This window comes from Shinella sp. (assembly GCF_052438155.1).
Classification (GTDB): Bacteria; Pseudomonadota; Alphaproteobacteria; order Rhizobiales; family Rhizobiaceae; genus Shinella.
This window is the reverse complement of record NZ_JBQVPI010000011.1, coordinates 122,581-138,375: the sequence shown is the minus strand read 5'-3', so window position 1 is coordinate 138,375 and position 15,795 is coordinate 122,581. Positions and strand designations below refer to the sequence as shown.

At 57.5% G+C, this 15,795-nt stretch carries 19 protein-coding genes; 11 read left to right on the top strand and 8 right to left on the bottom strand.

The features are described from left to right. Positions 1-45: 45 nt before the first annotated feature. Positions 46-135, bottom strand: coding sequence for a hypothetical protein (locus ACT6VE_RS20290; protein ID WP_428411784.1), 90 nt, complete (start codon positions 133-135; stop codon positions 46-48). Between the two features lie 301 nt (positions 136-436). Here ACT6VE_RS20290 and ACT6VE_RS20285 point away from each other — a divergent pair, with 301 nt between their 5' ends. The 4 genes from ACT6VE_RS20285 (at position 437) to ACT6VE_RS20270 (ending at position 3,180) form a co-directional block, all read left to right on the top strand. Then, on the top strand, positions 437-766 hold the full coding sequence (locus ACT6VE_RS20285; protein WP_444800258.1) for a hypothetical protein: 330 nt from the start codon (positions 437-439) through the stop codon (positions 764-766). A 39-nt stretch (positions 767-805) separates the two neighbouring features. Further along, positions 806-1,879 carry a L,D-transpeptidase family protein gene (locus tag ACT6VE_RS20280; protein WP_444800257.1) on the top strand — a complete coding sequence of 358 codons (1,074 nt, stop codon included), beginning with the start codon at positions 806-808 and terminating at the stop codon, positions 1,877-1,879. 73 nt (positions 1,880-1,952) lie between these two features. Then, entirely contained in the window at positions 1,953-2,885 is a 933-nt protein-coding gene (locus ACT6VE_RS20275) for an NAD(P)/FAD-dependent oxidoreductase (RefSeq protein ID WP_337797023.1), read from the top strand. 40 nt (positions 2,886-2,925) lie between these two features. After that, complete coding sequence (locus tag ACT6VE_RS20270) at positions 2,926-3,180, top strand: YchJ family metal-binding protein (RefSeq protein ID WP_444800256.1); 255 nt, start codon at positions 2,926-2,928, stop codon at positions 3,178-3,180. Positions 3,181-3,183: 3 nt separating this feature from the next. Here the strand turns inward: ACT6VE_RS20270 and ACT6VE_RS20265 are convergent, their stop codons facing one another. Further along, complete coding sequence (locus ACT6VE_RS20265; protein ID WP_444800295.1) at positions 3,184-3,897, bottom strand: IS6 family transposase; 714 nt, start codon at positions 3,895-3,897, stop codon at positions 3,184-3,186. Between the two features lie 335 nt (positions 3,898-4,232). Here ACT6VE_RS20265 and ACT6VE_RS20260 point away from each other — a divergent pair, with 335 nt between their 5' ends. Both ACT6VE_RS20260 and ACT6VE_RS20255 read left to right on the top strand, forming a co-directional pair. After that, positions 4,233-4,892, top strand: coding sequence for a methyltransferase family protein (locus tag ACT6VE_RS20260; RefSeq protein WP_080843338.1), 660 nt, complete (start codon positions 4,233-4,235; stop codon positions 4,890-4,892). A 77-nt stretch (positions 4,893-4,969) separates the two neighbouring features. Further along, a complete protein-coding gene (locus ACT6VE_RS20255) occupies positions 4,970-6,010 on the top strand; it encodes a type II glyceraldehyde-3-phosphate dehydrogenase (protein ID WP_080843337.1) in 1,041 nt (346 codons plus the stop codon). 31 nt (positions 6,011-6,041) lie between these two features. Here ACT6VE_RS20255 and cueR read toward each other — a convergent pair whose 3' ends face one another. Further along, entirely contained in the window at positions 6,042-6,491 is a 450-nt protein-coding gene (gene cueR, locus ACT6VE_RS20250) for a Cu(I)-responsive transcriptional regulator (protein ID WP_080843336.1), read from the bottom strand. A gap of 54 nt (positions 6,492-6,545) precedes the next feature. Beyond that, on the bottom strand, positions 6,546-9,050 hold the full coding sequence (locus tag ACT6VE_RS20245) for a heavy metal translocating P-type ATPase (protein WP_112828961.1): 2,505 nt from the start codon (positions 9,048-9,050) through the stop codon (positions 6,546-6,548). A 161-nt stretch (positions 9,051-9,211) separates the two neighbouring features. Here ACT6VE_RS20245 and ACT6VE_RS20240 point away from each other — a divergent pair, with 161 nt between their 5' ends. Together ACT6VE_RS20240 and copM are read left to right on the top strand one after the other, a co-directional pair. Further along, positions 9,212-9,406, top strand: a complete 195-nt coding sequence (locus tag ACT6VE_RS20240; RefSeq protein WP_080843334.1) for a heavy-metal-associated domain-containing protein — start codon at positions 9,212-9,214, stop codon at positions 9,404-9,406. Positions 9,407-9,419: 13 nt separating this feature from the next. Continuing rightward, entirely contained in the window at positions 9,420-9,827 is a 408-nt protein-coding gene (gene copM / locus ACT6VE_RS20235) for a CopM family metallochaperone (RefSeq protein ID WP_080843333.1), read from the top strand. A gap of 172 nt (positions 9,828-9,999) precedes the next feature. Here copM and ACT6VE_RS20230 read toward each other — a convergent pair whose 3' ends face one another. Then, positions 10,000-10,830 (bottom strand): LysR family transcriptional regulator, encoded by an 831-nt coding sequence (locus tag ACT6VE_RS20230; RefSeq protein WP_444800255.1) that lies wholly within the window; start codon positions 10,828-10,830, stop codon positions 10,000-10,002. Positions 10,831-11,073: 243 nt separating this feature from the next. Beyond that, positions 11,074-11,328 carry a DUF2933 domain-containing protein gene (locus ACT6VE_RS20225; protein WP_080843331.1) on the bottom strand — a complete coding sequence of 85 codons (255 nt, stop codon included), beginning with the start codon at positions 11,326-11,328 and terminating at the stop codon, positions 11,074-11,076. Positions 11,329-12,277: 949 nt separating this feature from the next. Between ACT6VE_RS20225 and ACT6VE_RS20220 the strand changes: the two genes are divergently transcribed. Together ACT6VE_RS20220 and ACT6VE_RS20215 are read left to right on the top strand one after the other, a co-directional pair. Continuing rightward, complete coding sequence (locus tag ACT6VE_RS20220; RefSeq protein WP_112828955.1) at positions 12,278-12,619, top strand: hypothetical protein; 342 nt, start codon at positions 12,278-12,280, stop codon at positions 12,617-12,619. Positions 12,620-12,803: 184 nt separating this feature from the next. Further along, positions 12,804-13,736, top strand: a complete 933-nt coding sequence (locus ACT6VE_RS20215; protein WP_225246838.1) for a Crp/Fnr family transcriptional regulator — start codon at positions 12,804-12,806, stop codon at positions 13,734-13,736. A gap of 195 nt (positions 13,737-13,931) precedes the next feature. Here ACT6VE_RS20215 and ACT6VE_RS20210 read toward each other — a convergent pair whose 3' ends face one another. Continuing rightward, positions 13,932-14,966, bottom strand: a complete 1,035-nt coding sequence (locus ACT6VE_RS20210; protein WP_080843376.1) for a 2Fe-2S iron-sulfur cluster-binding protein — start codon at positions 14,964-14,966, stop codon at positions 13,932-13,934. Positions 14,967-14,977: 11 nt separating this feature from the next. Continuing rightward, positions 14,978-15,244: a glutaredoxin family protein gene (locus tag ACT6VE_RS20205; protein WP_080843328.1), complete on the bottom strand. Its 267-nt coding sequence runs from the start codon at positions 15,242-15,244 to the stop codon at positions 14,978-14,980. A 143-nt stretch (positions 15,245-15,387) separates the two neighbouring features. Here ACT6VE_RS20205 and ACT6VE_RS20200 point away from each other — a divergent pair, with 143 nt between their 5' ends. Next, positions 15,388-15,597: a heavy-metal-associated domain-containing protein gene (locus ACT6VE_RS20200; protein WP_080843327.1), complete on the top strand. Its 210-nt coding sequence runs from the start codon at positions 15,388-15,390 to the stop codon at positions 15,595-15,597. Positions 15,598-15,795 lie beyond the last annotated feature (198 nt).

The window sequence follows — 15,795 nt, the reverse complement described above, 5'->3', positions numbered from 1 at the left end:
GTATTGCCTAAAAAACAAAAAAAGGCCGATGGTAAAACCTGCGACCTATTCGATAATGATATCCAGCCACATGGGGAGACCGAGAACCGCGTTAATGACCGCCGCAATGATGATGCCGGTCCCATCTCCCGCCACGCAGTGGATCGTGCTCCCGACTCATTGTTTCCACAAAGGCTTCATTAACTCTTCGTGGGTTCCAGGCACCGGTTCCTTGTCGGCAAGGACGTAGACCAGGAGCCCAACTGGTCCAAAATAAAGCGTCACGAGAATTTCCGCGGTTGGAAGGTCAACGCGTTTACTTGGAGCATCCCGAAAATGGGCTTTGAGAATTTTGCTGTCCCAAGCGAATACTGCCAACAGTTCCTGTAGCATTGACGCGCGTAGCGTTTTTGCTCATGGTCGTCATAAATGAACCAATATCCATATGACGGATCCGATGCGCGGACTGATCAAAGCCATCATCGCTCTTATGTTGTTTGCCGCGCTCTATGTGCCGTGCAACGGCTATGATGTTGGACTTGAATGGCAGAAGTCGGGACCGACCGCCTCAACCGCCTCGCAAAGCTCAGTGAAGGCAGTGAGACATCATGCAAACGGTGGCGAAAGTCGGTCTGTCAATCACTGCCCGCCAGACGGTTTGTTTGTAGTTTTTTCTGCTCAACCGCCCGATGACGGCGTGAATACCGTTTTCATTACTGCATCCGCGCGCGTGTTCCCGGGGCAAAAAGTGTCTGTTACTCAGCGTCCTCCCATTCTTCTAACTTAAATTTCCACCTGGTTTTTTAGGTTTTTGAAGAGGGACGTCATGACCTTGTGTGGGTCTATCAGTGCATTGTGGCAGCAGCCGATGCGATTTACAAACTATAAAAATAGGGCTTTTGGAACCGTCGGATGGCTAACTACTTTGGCCGTTCTCACGCTTTCAGCGTTCCTCAGCGGTTGCGTTCAGATGTCGCTGGACGATCTGGGTCAGCCTTCCCGGGAAATTCCCGCCTACGTTCTCGCTGATATGCGAACGAAAGGAATGGAGCCGGACAGCCCTGTTCTGATTCGCATCTTCAAAATGGAAAGTGAACTTGAGGTCTGGAAAATCGACAGCAGCGGAAAGTACGCGCTTCTTAAAGTTTTTCCCATGTGTCGGTGGTCTGGAAAGTTGGGCCCCAAAACCAAAACCGGCGACCGGCAGGCTCCGGAGGGTTTTTACCGGGTTACTCAGGGCAGCCTGAACCCCAAATCGCAGTTCTATCTTTCATTCAATCTCGGATATCCCAACCCGCTCGAAGCCGCGCTGGGCTACTCCGGAGAGGCACTGATGGTGCATGGGGCATGCTCATCTTCAGGTTGCTTTGCATTGACCGATCAAGGTGTTGGTGAAATTTACGCCGTCATAGAAAGAGCATTGAAAGCGGGACAAAAAGCCATCCAGGTTCAGGCGTTTCCTTTCCATATGACACCGGAAAACCTTGCAGCACACCGAGATGACGAAAACTTGATGTTCTGGAAAAACCTCAAGCAGGGGTATGACATTTTCGATGTCAGGAAGCGTGAGCCAAGGGTCGCCATGTGCGAGAAACGCTATGTCTTCGACGCGGATTTCAACAGCCAACAACCTGTTGATCCGTTGGCGACGTGTCCAATGAGAAGCGACCAGCCCGACGCATTGGTGGCTGCCAAAATGCGAAAGGACGAGAGTGCCTTCAATTTGCTATCTAAAAAGGCGTTAGAGCCGCTTGCGTATCAAGACGGCGGGATGCATCCGAGTTTCAGGGCCCTCCTGAAGCAGAATGGCGAGGCTAAGCTTGCCCAGCGTGTATCGGACATCAACTACCCTATAAGTCGCCCTGCGGCAGCTTTGGCTGATCCGTTTTCTGCACGCTAGTCGCCCGTATCTGGCTCTGAGCAGTATTGCTATACGCGTGATCGAATTTGGTCCGCTCAAATTGGAGGCTTCTGTGAATACGACTCAGAACATCGAAGATTACGATTGTCTCATCATCGGTGGCGGTCCAGCCGGCCTGACTGCAGCAATCTATCTTGCGCGGTTTCATCTTTCAGTTCTTCTTGTTGACGGTGGCAGAAGTCGGGCAGCCATGATCCCAGTGACTCATAATCACCCTGGATTTTCCGGCGGCATTGCTGGAAGCGAACTTTTGGCGCGCATGCGGGATCAGGCATCCTTGTATGGCGCTCGTTTTGATGCCGGAGAAGTCTTGTCCCTGAAGCCGGAAGTTGGATCGCTTCTGGTGGCAAAGACGGCGTTCCATCAATGGCGTGCAAAAACGGTTCTGCTCGCCACCGGTGTCGTCAACACGCGCCCAAAGATGGCTGAAGCTATTCATGATGAAGCCTTAGCGCGCGGTTTGTTGCGCTATTGCCCGGTTTGTGATGGGTATGAGGTCACCGATCGTCGGATTGGTGTGATTGGAACGGGCGAGTATGGACTTAGAGAGGCCGAATTCTTACGAAGTTTCACCTCAAACCTGTCCCTTATTTCCCCCGATGCGCCACATCAGCTTGACCATAGTCAGTGCGCCAGAGCAAAATCTGCAGGTATCGAACTCCTTGATGGGCCCTGTTTCGGATATAGCCTAAAGCCGGATTTAATTGAAGTTTCTTTACCCGAGGGCGCCCGTGCATTTGCCAGTCTCTATCCTGCACTTGGTACAACGATCCGGTCGGATCTTGCGGTCAGTATTGGGGCAGATATTTCAGACGAAGGATGCCCTATTGTTGACCGACATCAGAGGACATCGGTGAACGGCGTATATGCTGCGGGGGATTTGTTGCTGGGTCTCGATCAGATTTGCCATGCGATGGGACAGGCCAGCGTTGCAGCGACATCCATTCGCAACGATCTGGCTAAGATCGCGCCCTTACGCCGGTAGATTACTTTCGGCCAGTCCAATCTTTTAGAGAGCAAAAACAATGTCGCAGTACACTATTCAGAATCCATCACTGCAGCTATGCCCCTGCGGTTCCGCAAAGGAATTTGCGACCTGTTGCAGTCGACACATTGCTGGCCAGCAACCTGCGCCGACCGCTGAAGCCCTGATGCGCGCGCGCTACACGGCATTTACGCTCGGCAATCTCGATTACATCGAGAGCACCATCACCGAACATGCATCGCAATGGTGGCGTCGCCTTAACCGAGTTTGGGATGCGGTAGTCTCTTCGACCTGAACTTCACGCATCAATCGACAAAGCGATTTCCCGCCAGGTCGAGATGGCGTGAGTGCGAAGCTGGCGATGGTCTGCGGCGGTCAAGTCTTTGCGGTGAAGAAGGAAGAGATTGGCGATCTGGCCGTGAGTGGAGACGAAACGCTGACATTGCCGCGCGGACTTGAAGCGCATCATGCGCCGCTCTCGTCGTCGCACAGCAAGATGGGAATTTTCAGCCTGGTTGTTCAATCCCTTGTGCGAGCGATGTTCGACCTTCGGCATCAAATCCGCCTTCGCAGCCGAATAGGAACGCAGCTTGTCGGTCAGCATCACGCGCGGGGCGATACCTTGACCCTTGAGCAGTTTGCGCATCAGACGCAAGGCTGCTGCCTTGTTCCTTCGGCTTTGCAAGAGGGCGTCGAGAACGTAGCCGTTGGCATCGACGGCGCGCCACAGCCAGTATTTCTTTCCCTTGATCGTCACCACCATCTCATCGAGCTGCCACTTGTCGGCAAACTGGCCTCGTGAGCGGCGTCGGAGCTGATTGGCGAACTTCAAGCCAAATTTCGCCGCCCATTCCGAGACGGTCTGGAATGAGACGTTGATGCCGCGCTCGGCCAACAGATCTTCGACGTCGCGTAAACTGAGCGGAAATCGGAAACACAGCCAGACCGCATGGGTGATGATCTCGGCAGGAAAGCGGTGGCGTCTGAAGTGGGCGGCAGGGAATTCGGTCATGACAATCCGAATATCAAGTCGGCTAAAACAGGCGGTTAAGGCGACGCCACCCAGAATACTGCTCCTGTCTTTGTCGCACATGCCAATACCCCTACATGGTATGGGTACTGAACTCTCGAAACGCTGGTCGGTTCCGAAGGGCGTGCAACTTCTGTCTCGAACTCTTGACCACCAGCAGCGCGTGCCCACGCATACGAGATCACGGACGGGAGCTTTGGGGCCGAGCCAGAACTTAATCCACATCAAAGATTCACGGTGCTCGGCAGCGCATGCTGGGATCAACAGCAAATCGCCTGGACGCCACATCTATACGCATCACCCCCGGAGACTGCACCATGGATAGCGAGGTTCCTGCATACGGCCTTTGGTCATTGGTAATTCTCAACTCAGCGGTCTTCATTTTCTTCGCATTTTCATTCTTCAAACCCTCGACAACCCGCGATTGGCGATCGTTCGGGGCCTTTAGCGCCTTCATCGTCGCGCTATTCGCCGAGATGTACGGGTTTCCCTTGACGATATTTCTCGTCTCGGGCTGGCTGCAGTCGCGCTATCCCGGCATCGATTGGTTCTCGCACGATGCCGGGCATCTTCTGGAAGAACTTTTTGGCTGGCGCTCCAATCCACATTTCGGACCGTTCCACATAGCGAGCTTTGTCTTCATCGGCGGGGGATTCGTTCTCATCTCGGCCGCCTGGAAGGTGCTGTATGAAGCTCAGCGCACTCGGATACTTGCCACGAGCGGGCCATATGCTTGGATTCGTCATCCGCAGTACGCCGGCTTCGTGCTCGTCCTGTTCGGCTTTCTCCTGCAATGGCCCACACTGCTGACCCTGGGAATGTTTCCTTTCCTGGTCGTCATGTACTGGCGCCTCGCTCGTTTTGAGGAGCGGCAGGCAATTGCGGAGCATGGCGGCGAATATGAGCGGTACATGCGGGATGTCCCCGGCTTCATCCCTCGCTTTCTTGGCCCGCCGGCCGATAAAGCACGCCCCTAATTGCCGGCCTGACCTATCCACCTTCCGCCATTGCTGAAGGACGCGACGGCGCTAGATCACGAAAAAGGTAGAGCAAAATGACACATAGAACTTCTGTTCGCGTCGCGGTGAACGGTTTCGGCGTTATTGGCAAACGTGTCGTGGACGCGGTGCTTCGACAAGAGGACATGGAGCTCGCAGGTGTGTGCGATGTCGTCGGCGACTGGCGTTTGCGAACCCTCAGCCAAAAGGACGTCACCCTGTACGGTGCCTCGGAAGAAGCTGTTCTCAGCCTGAAGGACGCGGGGTTTGAGGTTTCTGGCACGCTCGATCATCTCCTTGACAAAGCCGACATCGTTGTCGATTGCACTCCGAAGCACGTCGCCGCAGCAAACGTCGAGCGTTACAAATCTCGCCGCATCAAGTTCATTGTCCATGGCGGCGAAAAGCATTCGGTCACAGGCCATTCCTTTGTCGCCGAAAGCTCCTTCGCCAGTGCGGTCGGACGTGATGCGACCCGCGTCGTGTCGTGCAACACCACGTCTATCGTCCGAACGCTGACCGCTCTGAAGCAGGCAGGTCTGCTGAAGCGCGCTCGCGGCACCTTGCTGAGACGGGCAACGGACCCTTGGGAAAGCCACCTTGGCGGCATAATGAATACGCTCGTTCCCGAGCCCGAGATACCTAGCCATCAGGGTCCAGATGCCCAGAAAGTCGACCCGGATCTGGATGTCGTGACCATGGCCGTGAAGGTGCCGGAGACAATTGCACATCTGCACTACTGGTCGGTGCAGCTCACGCGAAATGCGGAGAAGGAGGAAGTCCTTGACGCATTCCGCGCGTCGTCCCGGATAGCTCTGGTACGAACGGCCGACGGCCTCACCGCTATCAACACGATCAAGGAACTGATGGCTGACCTCCATAGGCCGTTCGGCAACCTATATGAAGTCGCGCTATGGGAGGACATGCTGCGCACCGAGCGGGATGAGCTCTTCTACGCCTACATGGTGGACAATCAAGCGATCGTTATTCCTGATACGATCGACGCCATTCGCGCATTGTCTGGCCTGACACAGAATGCCGAGTTTTCCATTGCACGGACCAACACCGCCCTCGGCGTCAGGCAACGGTTCTATTAACCCGCAAGCGAGTGCCGCCCAAAAGCGGCACTCATTCGGAAATGCCAGCGACTGCGCCTTTGCGCGGTCTAATCGACACATCCTCGTCCTCCTCATCGGTCTCCAGGCGCATAAGAATTGGACAGTGAGGGCGATGGTCGCCACGGCAGGCGTTAACCAACATCTTCAGTGTTTGTGCCATTTCCTGCAAGGCTTGGATCTTTCTCTCAAGTTCCGCGATATGACCCTCGGCCAACCGCTTGACCTCCGCACTCTGGCGCGACTCGTCCCGCCACAGTTCCAGAAGTCCGTTGATCTCAGCGACGGAGAAGCCAAGGTCGCGTGCGCGACGGATGAAACGCAGCATATGCACGTCTGTATCTGAGTAGTCCCGATAGCCGGACCCTGTACGATCTGCCCGTGGTATCAAGCCGGTCTGCTCGTAGTAGCGGATCATCTTGGCCGAAACGCCGGATGCTCTGGATGCTTGTCCAATGTTCATGAGCGATTTCCCTTCGTAGTGGACACCGTCCTTGGCAGGCGGCGTCACCCTTTATTAATGAGCAGCCCGAAAGCGACGAAGCCGCAGGGCATTGCCCAGCACGAACACACTCGACAAGGCCATCGCGCCCGCCGCGAACACGGGCGAGAGAAGGATACCGAATCCGGGGAAAAGCGCGCCCGCCGCCACAGGGATGAGCGCCGTATTGTAAGCGAATGCCCAGAATAGGTTCTGTCGAATGTTGCCGATTGTCGCCTTCGACAACGCTATCGCGTTGGGCACGCCTTGCAGGCTGCCTGACATCAGTACGACGTCGGCGGCTTCGATTGCTATGTCCGTGCCCGTCCCAATGGCGAGACCTACATCCGCCTCCGCCAAGGCCGGGGCGTCGTTGATTCCGTCGCCGACGAAGGCCACCTTGCCATATTGTTCCTTGAGACGGCGAACCGCATCAACCTTGCCGTCCGGCAACACCTCCGCCGCCACGTCATCGATCCCGAGTTGAGCGGCGATGGCCTTGGCGGTGCGCATGTTGTCCCCGGTGATCATCGCAACCTTCAGGCCAAGACCGTGCAACGCCTTGATTGCGGCGGGCGTGGTCTCCTTGATCGGGTCGGCCACTGCGATGATCGCCGCGATCTTTCCCTCTATCGCAGCATAGAGCGGCGACTTACCCTCGTTACCGAGACGTTCGGCCGTCTCGCTAAACTGCGCAACGTCATGACCGAGCTCGACCATGTATCGATCAGCGCCGATTTCGACGCGCCGACCCTCGACCAAAGCTTTCACACCGAAGCCTGTTACCGATTCAAAGTCAGACACCGCCGGCATCCGAACGCCTTCCGCAGCGGCCGCATCCACGATCGCCCGCGCGATTGGATGTTCCGATTTCGCCTCGACAGCAGCCACCGTACCCAGAACCTCGGGTCGGTCGAAGCCTGCGGCAAGTTCCAGATCGGTCAAGGCCGGCTTTCCTTCGGTTAGCGTACCCGTCTTGTCCACGGCGACCACACTGGCGTCTTTCAGCAACTGGAGCGCCTCGCCTTTGCGAAAGAGGACCCCCAGCTCCGCACCGCGGCCTGTGCCGACCATAATGGACGTCGGCGTAGCCAGACCCATGGCGCAGGGGCAGGCGATGATCAGGACGGCGACAGCGTTGACCAGCGCGAAGGTGAGGGCGGGCGACGGCCCGAAATACAGCCAGGAAGCAAAAGTGAACGCCGCTACCACAAAGACCGCTGGCACAAACCACATGGTTACCTTGTCGACCAGCGCCTGGATGGGAAGTTTGGAACCCTGTGCCTCCTCCACCATACGGATGATCTGCGACAGAACCGTATCCCCGCCGACCGCCGTCGCCCGGAAAGCGAAGGCGCCCTTCTGGTTGACAGTGCCGCCCACGACCACGCTACCGATCGCCTTCGAGACCGGAACAGGTTCTCCGGTAATCATCGACTCATCGACATAGCTATCACCTTCGACCACTTCACCATCGACGGGAATGCGTTCGCCGGGGCGAACCTCAACGATGTCGTCGGAAGTCACCGAACCGATCGGCAAGTCGACCGTCTTGCCATCCCTGCGAACCCGCGCAGTCTTTGCCTGAAGGCCGACCAGCCGCTTGATCGCCTCGGACGTGCGCCCTTTGGCACGGGCTTCCAGCAAGCGGCCAAGCAGGATGAGAGTGACTATGACTGCCGCAGCTTCGAAATAAACGTTGATCGTTCCAGGCGGGAGGAAGCCCGGTGCGAAGGTTGCAACCAAGGAGTAGCCGTAGGCAGCAAGCGAACCGACCGCCACCAGTGAATTCATGTCGGGCGCCATCCGCCAGAGGGCTGGAATTCCCTTGTCATAGAAGCGAATGCCCGGAACGAAGAGCACGAGGGTCGTCAGCACGAACTGGATGTACCAGCTCCACTGCATGCCGATTGTCGATTCGATCAATGCATGACCGCCTGGGATGACATGGGATCCCATTTCCATGAGAAAGACTGGAGCTGTAAGCACCGCAGCCATCGTGAAATCACGGGCCAGTTCGCGCCGCTCCGCTTCCTTTCTCTCCGCTTGCTCGGCATTTGCATCCTCGTGGTCAGGGCCGGCATTTGCGCGCACTACCTCGGCTTCGTAGCCAGCATCTGCGATGGCGGCGATCAACTCAGCCGTGTTGGCGCCGCCGCGCACCGTGGCCCGTTCCGTGGCCAGATTGACCACTGCCTCGGTAACCCCTGAAACAGCCTTCAAGGCGCGCTCGACCCGCCCGACACACGACGCGCATGTCATGCCTTGGATCGACAGCTCTACGAGGCCGGTCGGCCCTGCGGCCTGGGACGGCACCGAATAGCCGACCTTCTCGATCGCCTCGATCAGAATTGCCTTGTCAACATATGATCTGGTGGTGACATTCGCGCGTTCCGTAGCCAGATTGACCGATGCGGCCTCGACACCGGGAACAGCCTTCAGGGCTCGTTCGACTCGGCCAACGCACGACGCGCAGGTCATGCCCTCTATCGGCAGCGATATAGCTTCAGACATCTCATTGGTGCGGACGGGGGCATTCATCGCCTCTTCCTTTCTTATTCGAAGAATCAAATTTTGGAGGAGGATCAGGCTTCCAACGATAGGAAGGTCAATAGAATAAATCCTTGCATGTGACCCTTGACCTTACCATCGTTGGAAGGCCCATCTTGTTCAGCATGAGAGCCGAACAAAGGAGATTTCTCATGCTGCTCAAGATCGAAAACATGACCTGCGGCGGCTGCGCCAAGTCGGTGACAAAGGCGATCCAGTCCGTCGACCCGAACGCTACGGTAAAGCCGGACCCCGCCGCTCGCACGGTCAAGGTCGAGACGGCGGCGACCATCGCCGATATCGAACGCGTTCTGGAAGAAGCCGGCTATCCTGCGGCCGCGACCTGATGAGGATGAAACGATGAACAGGCTAACCCCGATTTTCATAGGTGGCGCAATCGCCATCAGCGTGGGCCTGGCACTTGCTCAAACCCAGATGGATAACAATGGCGCTATGCAGGGACACAATATGCCCGGCATGAACATGCAGGGCATGGACATGTCCGCCGCGGACGAACTCTCGACCAAGGCTTACATGGCCGTCATGGAAAGCATGCAGAAGAACATGCTGATGGACTATTCAGGCGATGCCGATGTTGACTTCATGCGCGGCATGATTCCCCATCATCAGGGCGCTATCGACATGGCAAAGGTCGTTCTCGAGTACGGTCGCGACCCTGAGGTCCGCAAGCTCGCAGAAGACGTGATCAAAGCCCAGGAAGGCGAGATCGCGATGATGAAGAAATGGCTCGCCGATCGTGGCAAGTAACGCCTGTCGGGCGGCTTCTTGAGCCGCCCGACCAATCCCTGCATCTTACACAGGCTCGGGAGAGGGCGCGCTATTCCGCGTTTGACCCTGTCGAGCCCGGAGACCACGACGTTGCCATAGAACGCGCCATGCTAAGCAACCTTCGGAAGGCCGGGTTGTCATTACGTGGAGATCATACGCCGCTAAATGGCAAGATTTCCCCGAGAATTGCCCGATAGCACACGCCGGGGAACTGAGCCGCAGTCATCGCCTCGCTAACGACCGTCAATCCGCGGCCCAGAGCCACGAGTGGGAGCAGGTTCTCTCGTCCGACAAAATGGACGGTAATCTCGGGGTGCTGCCCCAGACCAGCCAAGCGCTGAACCAGGTAGTCATGAATTTCTCGGCCGGGCGCCACGTCATTCACGATGAAAGTTTCATCAACGAGGTCGGTCCAATCTACCTCGTCGCGCGCGGCTAACGAGTGATCCTCCGGTAGAACCGCAAAGACGCGCTCAGACCAAAAGTACGAGGTGTCGCAATCAGACCAGAGGCGGGTGCCGGTAAGGAAGGCGACGTCAAGAGAAAACTGGCGAATCGCCGCCACATGCTCTGAAGGATTGCCATCGATGAGTTCAACCTGAACCCTCGGATGCGCGCGATGATATGCACGCAATAGTTCTGCGAGAAACCCCGAGGCAATCGATGAGAATATTCCGATCCTCACGAAGCCGCTTTCAGAACGCCCTATGGCAGCAATATCTTCGGCTCCGTCGTCAACGTTTCTGAGAATTTGTCTTGCCCGTCCAAGGAACCGTTGCCCTGCATGGGTCAGCGAGATCCCCCAGGTGTGCCGGTGAAACAGCGAGGCGCCGAATTGATCCTCAAGGTCAGCAATACATCGACTGACCGCTGATTGCGATAGCCCGATGGCCGCCCCAGCTTTGCGGAAGCTGCCATGCTCGGCCACGACCACAAAGGTGTTAAGGTGACGCAGCTCTATTGCAGGTGGTCGCCTAGCCATGTCAGCAGCCTCCTACGAGGCGCGAGGCCGTTTAATTCAGGAGATGCCAAATCCAACGGCTCGCGCCACTGTTCGGGTCCAAGCTGTCTGATACCCGCGTCGATCACCGTCGCCCCTCGTTCGCTCGTATCCGTGCAACGACGAGTCGCGCAGCGAGTAAAGGGTTTCGGATCTGGCATGTCGCGATTCGAAGTGCCGTTGGTCATGCTGCGCTCTCGCTATCTGAAGCTGATTCATTGGAGGTCAGCGGCTATCTTGGTCGGCACGCCTTTCGTGATGATTATGTCCATGTGCGCCATGCTTCCGATGCATGAAGATATGGAGTACCGGACAAGCCAGAATGAGAAGCCAAGGCAACCAGCCCAGAGTGTGAGCACGATGCTCCGTGATGAGGTAAAAGGCGGCGATTGCGAGAAAGCCATAGAAGGCGACGCTGCTCGCTGTAAGCTTGGATCGTTGAGCGTTACCGCCCGTTTGCCTATCAGAGTTCTGGTCCATATTGCTCCTCCAGTATCGCGCGTGGCCTCGGCAGGTGCATGTGTGCCGCGACACCGCCTGTAAGCCGACCGCGAGGCAACTACTGTTGAGATAGCAATGGCCGTCTGGGGGAGTCTTTAATCTCGATTAAGGTGTCGGGAACGACGAGGCTACCCTGCGCGGTTCGCCAAAAGGCCAACCTGGACGGATCCGGTTCGACCTCTCGCACATCAATGTGGAGGGCTTCGGTGGCCAGAGGAGCTACGCCATCACTGCTTTGATCGGGAACGGACACGCCGCTCCCCGTCGACACAATTCGGCGCGCTATTGAGGAGAGCTTGGCAGATCCCTTGTGGCCCATGGACTAGGCATGTGGCAGCGCCTCGAATCCGCAAACCAGATCGTCGACCGGACAAGAGCAGGAACCGATCCTCACATCTACTCCGCATAGCACGAGCCGATCGCGGTCCGCGTCTGCGATGAAGCCGCACACGAGTCTAGTTGCGCTGCTGATCGCGATCATCGCGCATGTCGCCTCACTGGTGCGGTCGGCATTCGGCATATAGTCGCGGCAGCGAGTGACCGGATCGACCAGCAGGATTCCGTCGCATTTTGCGAAGAATGGGCTCAGCATCGTCCGTCGTCGAGTGCGAGCGACGAGAACCGCAACCCAGGTCTTCCGATCTGCCCGCAACAGCGCCATCGATGACATGCGTGACCCGCTGGAACAAGTTTCTGGATGTGACGAAATCATCACCTTGCGCGCCGCACTTTAACCTCGATCAAGCACATCGACCCTCGTCCCGGCGGATTGGTCGCGTTCCCGACACGAATTGACACCCTGCCGCGAACCTCCGCCCTGGACCTTGATCTGAATCAATTTGAGGTGGCTGTACATATAGTATGTGTTCCGGATCGGGGTATTCGCTCTATGTTGAAAGGGCGAGCCGTTCGATTGCGGAATCGAGGAATGCTCAGGTATTTGGCAGCACTGATGGTCTGCATGCTCGTTCTGGCGATCCAGGCCGGGCCAGCCATGGCGCATAACGGTGATTTCACGCCGTCCGGCACCGAAATCCGGCTTGCGAACGCCGAGTTCAGGGCCTCTGCAGCGGCCCAGGAAGACTGCCCGACCGACGCCAGTTGCTGCAAAGCCATCTGCGCTCCGTGCTTTGCACCGCTATGCACTTACCAAGGCGGACTCACCATCATCGGTTCCTGGACCACCAAATCATTTGCGCCAAGGCAAACCTGCCTGCGGTCGTTCATTCTTGGCCGCGACCCTCCCGTACCCCGAAATCAAATCCTCTAGGCGGCGTTCCGCGGCTAAAACCCTGTCGCCAGATTGGATCAACACTCTGGTTCCTGGAGATTTGTCGTGTTCGCGCCCACCTGATCCCCGGCGCAAAGCTGCGTCGGCGCACAGGTCCTCACGTCAGGATTGATTGCCTGTTCGGATAGCCACCGAGACGGGCTCCGCGCCCCGGAGGTGCAACATGAACTTGGATCGCTCTTTTTTCTCCCCCGAGCCCGCCCGATCATTTCAAAGCGCCAATTTGGCCATGATCAACGGCGCTTGGAGCAGCTTGCTGCCAAACAACCCCCCAGCAGACGGCGCTTCAAACGCCGAAAATGCCATTGTTCCTCAATCATCGAAGGCTTTGACGCTCTCAAGTCACGGCACCCATACGTCTGCTTCGCTTGGCGCCGTGTCTCCTCCGATCGATGCAAACCGCCTCATTCGGGGGTTCAGGACCGGCGACCGAAAATTCGACGCAGGCAACGAAATCCTCGGTATTGGGTCCACTACCGGTTCTTTGTTCAACCTTCTTGACGGTTGGATAGCGGTATATTCCTTGCTTCCCGATGGCCGGCGACAGATCGTGCATTTCGCATTGCCAGGCGCAGTGCTGGGGGTGCTCTCGTCCGGTCACATGCCCTCAAACGTCGGCGCGCAGGCCCTGACGGACGTAGTCGTTTCCGTCGTTCCGATGTCCGTTCTGAAATCGCGCCTGCGGGAAGACCCGGAAATCGGCTTGAGACTCGCGCAATCTGTAGCGCGCGAACGCGATCTTGCCTTCGATCACCTGACGAGTATCGGGCGTCGCTCGGCACGAGAGCGCGTCGCCCATCTCCTGCTGGAGCTGTTCACGCGATATCGGGCGCAATGGCCCGGCAACCGCATCGAAGAGATGGCGCTTCCCCTAACTCAAGAACAGATCGGCGATGCGACGGGCCTGACATTCGTTCATGTCAACCGTGTCCTCAGTTCCCTGCGGAAGGAGGGAATCGTTCAATTTCAATACCGGCGTCTTCGAATCCTCAATCCGGATAAGTTGATCGAGGTCGCGGGAGTGGATGTGGAGATCGCGAAGGCGTGGCTCGATCAAAACTCTTCGCGATCAGATGATCGAAGGCGGACCACATAGGCCGGTCCGCCATGCGACAGCCGGATGCGCGTTATCGCGGTGACCAATCCCGACCGACAGGTGAATACTGGAGCAAGGGCCGATGGTCCGGCATTGGTTACCGCCTGAAGGCGGGCGTCTTCCGCTCGATCTCATGCGCACAAGCCGCCGGTCCGCCGGAAATCGTCTGTAGCGATCCCGAACGCCGGTCGTTCTTCACCCTGCCGCAGCGCTTGCGAGCGGCTCATCGGGCGTGAAGAATACGTCGGCGTGCATATCCTCGACGCGGAGCCTCCGGTTGGTGGCAACCACCATGACGGCCTCCACCATCGGTGGCGGCCCGGCGATATATGCCTTCCAGCCGTCGAGATCTGGCAGATCCTTTGCGACCACAGCATCGACATAACCGGTTCGCAAAGCCGTGCCCGACGCCTGGTCGGACAGAACAGGGGTAAATGCCAGATTTCCGTGGATGGACGCGAGACCCTCAAAGTGGTCGACGAGATACAGATCGTTTTCCGTCCGCACCCCGAAATAGACGTGAATGGGTTGTCTCATCCCCCGTGCCAGCGCGGTTTCAACGATCGACTTGATCGGGGCGAGGCCCGATCCGCCCGCCACACAGAGAATTGGGCCGGCATGCTTCTCGCGCAGAAAGGACGAGCCGAAAGGCCCCTCGACCATGACCGGGTCCCCGAGATCGAGCACTGAATGAATGAGGTTAGAGGCCACGCCATCCGGCACGCGACGAATGTGAAATTCCAGCTCGTCGGCGCCCGGCGGGTTCGCCATCGAATAATCTCGTGTCGGCGTGGCCGGAAATGTCACGCGCGCGAACTGGCCGGCCGTAAAGGAGGCAGGCCGACCGTCTTTCGGGCGAACCCGGACAATTTTGATATCGTGGGTGACATCCTCAATGCCAACAACGCTACACTGGAGGCGTCGACGTGGATGGTCGGCCAGCTCGTCCGCACCACCCAGCCATGTAACGGTGGCGTCGGTTTTGGGGATTGCCCGGCAGGCGAGTATCAGCCCCTCAGCTTTCTCCTCGACGGAGAGCGCGAAACGCGAATGCTCCCGAAGGTCGACCTCGCCGGAGTTGAGGCGGGATTTACATGACCCGCAGCGTCCGGATCGGCAGCCGTGCGGATAGGCGATGCCGCTTGCAAGCGCGGCCTCGAGTATCGTCTGGCCTAGCGCGACTTCGATGCTGGCTCCAGCCTGCGGCAGGTCCACTCGTTTGCTGTTCATGACCATATCACTCATGCGGGCGTCGACAAGTCGAGGGCGGCCATGAGTCCGGGCTTCTGGCTCGCAAACGTCCCGTAGAAGATCTGCGACCCGACGATGGTTATCGGTGCGACCCGCACCCCGGTTCGCGCTTTCGCTTCCTCCATCACTGATGGATCGGTCAGATCGCGCTCCTGGAACGTGATGTCTTGTTCTTTGAGCCAGGTCTTGAGCGCCCGGCAGTCCGGGCAAGTGGGTGTCGTATAGATGATGACGCTGTTTGTGCTGGAATGCTTCATCTGTCGTCTCCTTTCGATTTGACAGTTCTTCATCCAGCTTGCGGTTTCCAACGATGGCAGGGTCAAGAAGATTTATTAAGGGTTGACCTTACCATCGTTGGAAGCCCCAATCTCCTTGGACGCGAACAACAGAGGAGGTCCCTATGCTTCGCTTCCAGGTCCCGAACATGACATGCGGCGGCTGCGCAAAATCAGTGACCAAGGCGCTTTTGAGCGTCGACGGGATGGCCCGGATCGAGACTGATCCTGACAAACGCGAGGTCCTGATCGAGACGAGCGCCGACAGGGCAGCCCTTGTCGCCGTTCTCGAAGAAGCAGGTTACCCGGCAGACACTCCTGAATCATCGGGGTGAGAGGCGTTTCGCCACAGCGCCCTGTTTCCGAACAAGCGGGAAGAACGGTCGGCGGCGCGGCCCCATCGCCTCAGCCGAGCCGCAAGAACTTAATCTGGATCAAAGATTCGGAACGTCGGACCGAAGACCTTTGCACCGAAGATTCTGCCCTGCCGAGAACTGGCCAGTGTCACGGAACAAGAATGGCCTGCATTCCGA

Excerpts from the sequence above, each read along its gene's own strand:
- ACT6VE_RS20240 (WP_080843334.1), top strand. The coding sequence starts at position 9,212 with ATGCTGCTCAAGATCGAAAACATGACCTGCGGCGGCTGCGCCAAGTCG.
- copM (WP_080843333.1), top strand. The coding sequence starts at position 9,420 with ATGAACAGGCTAACCCCGATTTTCATAGGTGGCGCAATCGCCATCAGC.
- ACT6VE_RS20210 (WP_080843376.1), bottom strand. The coding sequence starts at position 14,966 with ATGAACAGCAAACGAGTGGACCTGCCGCAGGCTGGAGCCAGCATCGAA.
- ACT6VE_RS20225 (WP_080843331.1), bottom strand. The coding sequence starts at position 11,328 with ATGGACCAGAACTCTGATAGGCAAACGGGCGGTAACGCTCAACGATCC.
- ACT6VE_RS20285 (WP_444800258.1), top strand. The coding sequence starts at position 437 with ATGCGCGGACTGATCAAAGCCATCATCGCTCTTATGTTGTTTGCCGCG.
- ACT6VE_RS20200 (WP_080843327.1), top strand. The coding sequence starts at position 15,388 with ATGCTTCGCTTCCAGGTCCCGAACATGACATGCGGCGGCTGCGCAAAA.
- ACT6VE_RS20215 (WP_225246838.1), top strand. The coding sequence starts at position 12,804 with ATGAACTTGGATCGCTCTTTTTTCTCCCCCGAGCCCGCCCGATCATTT.
- ACT6VE_RS20205 (WP_080843328.1), bottom strand. The coding sequence starts at position 15,244 with ATGAAGCATTCCAGCACAAACAGCGTCATCATCTATACGACACCCACT.
- ACT6VE_RS20220 (WP_112828955.1), top strand. The coding sequence starts at position 12,278 with ATGCTCAGGTATTTGGCAGCACTGATGGTCTGCATGCTCGTTCTGGCG.
- ACT6VE_RS20260 (WP_080843338.1), top strand. The coding sequence starts at position 4,233 with ATGGATAGCGAGGTTCCTGCATACGGCCTTTGGTCATTGGTAATTCTC.
- ACT6VE_RS20270 (WP_444800256.1), top strand. The coding sequence starts at position 2,926 with ATGTCGCAGTACACTATTCAGAATCCATCACTGCAGCTATGCCCCTGC.
- ACT6VE_RS20255 (WP_080843337.1), top strand. The coding sequence starts at position 4,970 with ATGACACATAGAACTTCTGTTCGCGTCGCGGTGAACGGTTTCGGCGTT.
- ACT6VE_RS20230 (WP_444800255.1), bottom strand. The coding sequence starts at position 10,830 with ATGGCTAGGCGACCACCTGCAATAGAGCTGCGTCACCTTAACACCTTT.
- ACT6VE_RS20280 (WP_444800257.1), top strand. The coding sequence starts at position 806 with ATGACCTTGTGTGGGTCTATCAGTGCATTGTGGCAGCAGCCGATGCGA.
- cueR (WP_080843336.1), bottom strand. The coding sequence starts at position 6,491 with ATGAACATTGGACAAGCATCCAGAGCATCCGGCGTTTCGGCCAAGATG.
- ACT6VE_RS20265 (WP_444800295.1), bottom strand. The coding sequence starts at position 3,897 with ATGACCGAATTCCCTGCCGCCCACTTCAGACGCCACCGCTTTCCTGCC.
- ACT6VE_RS20245 (WP_112828961.1), bottom strand. The coding sequence starts at position 9,050 with ATGAATGCCCCCGTCCGCACCAATGAGATGTCTGAAGCTATATCGCTG.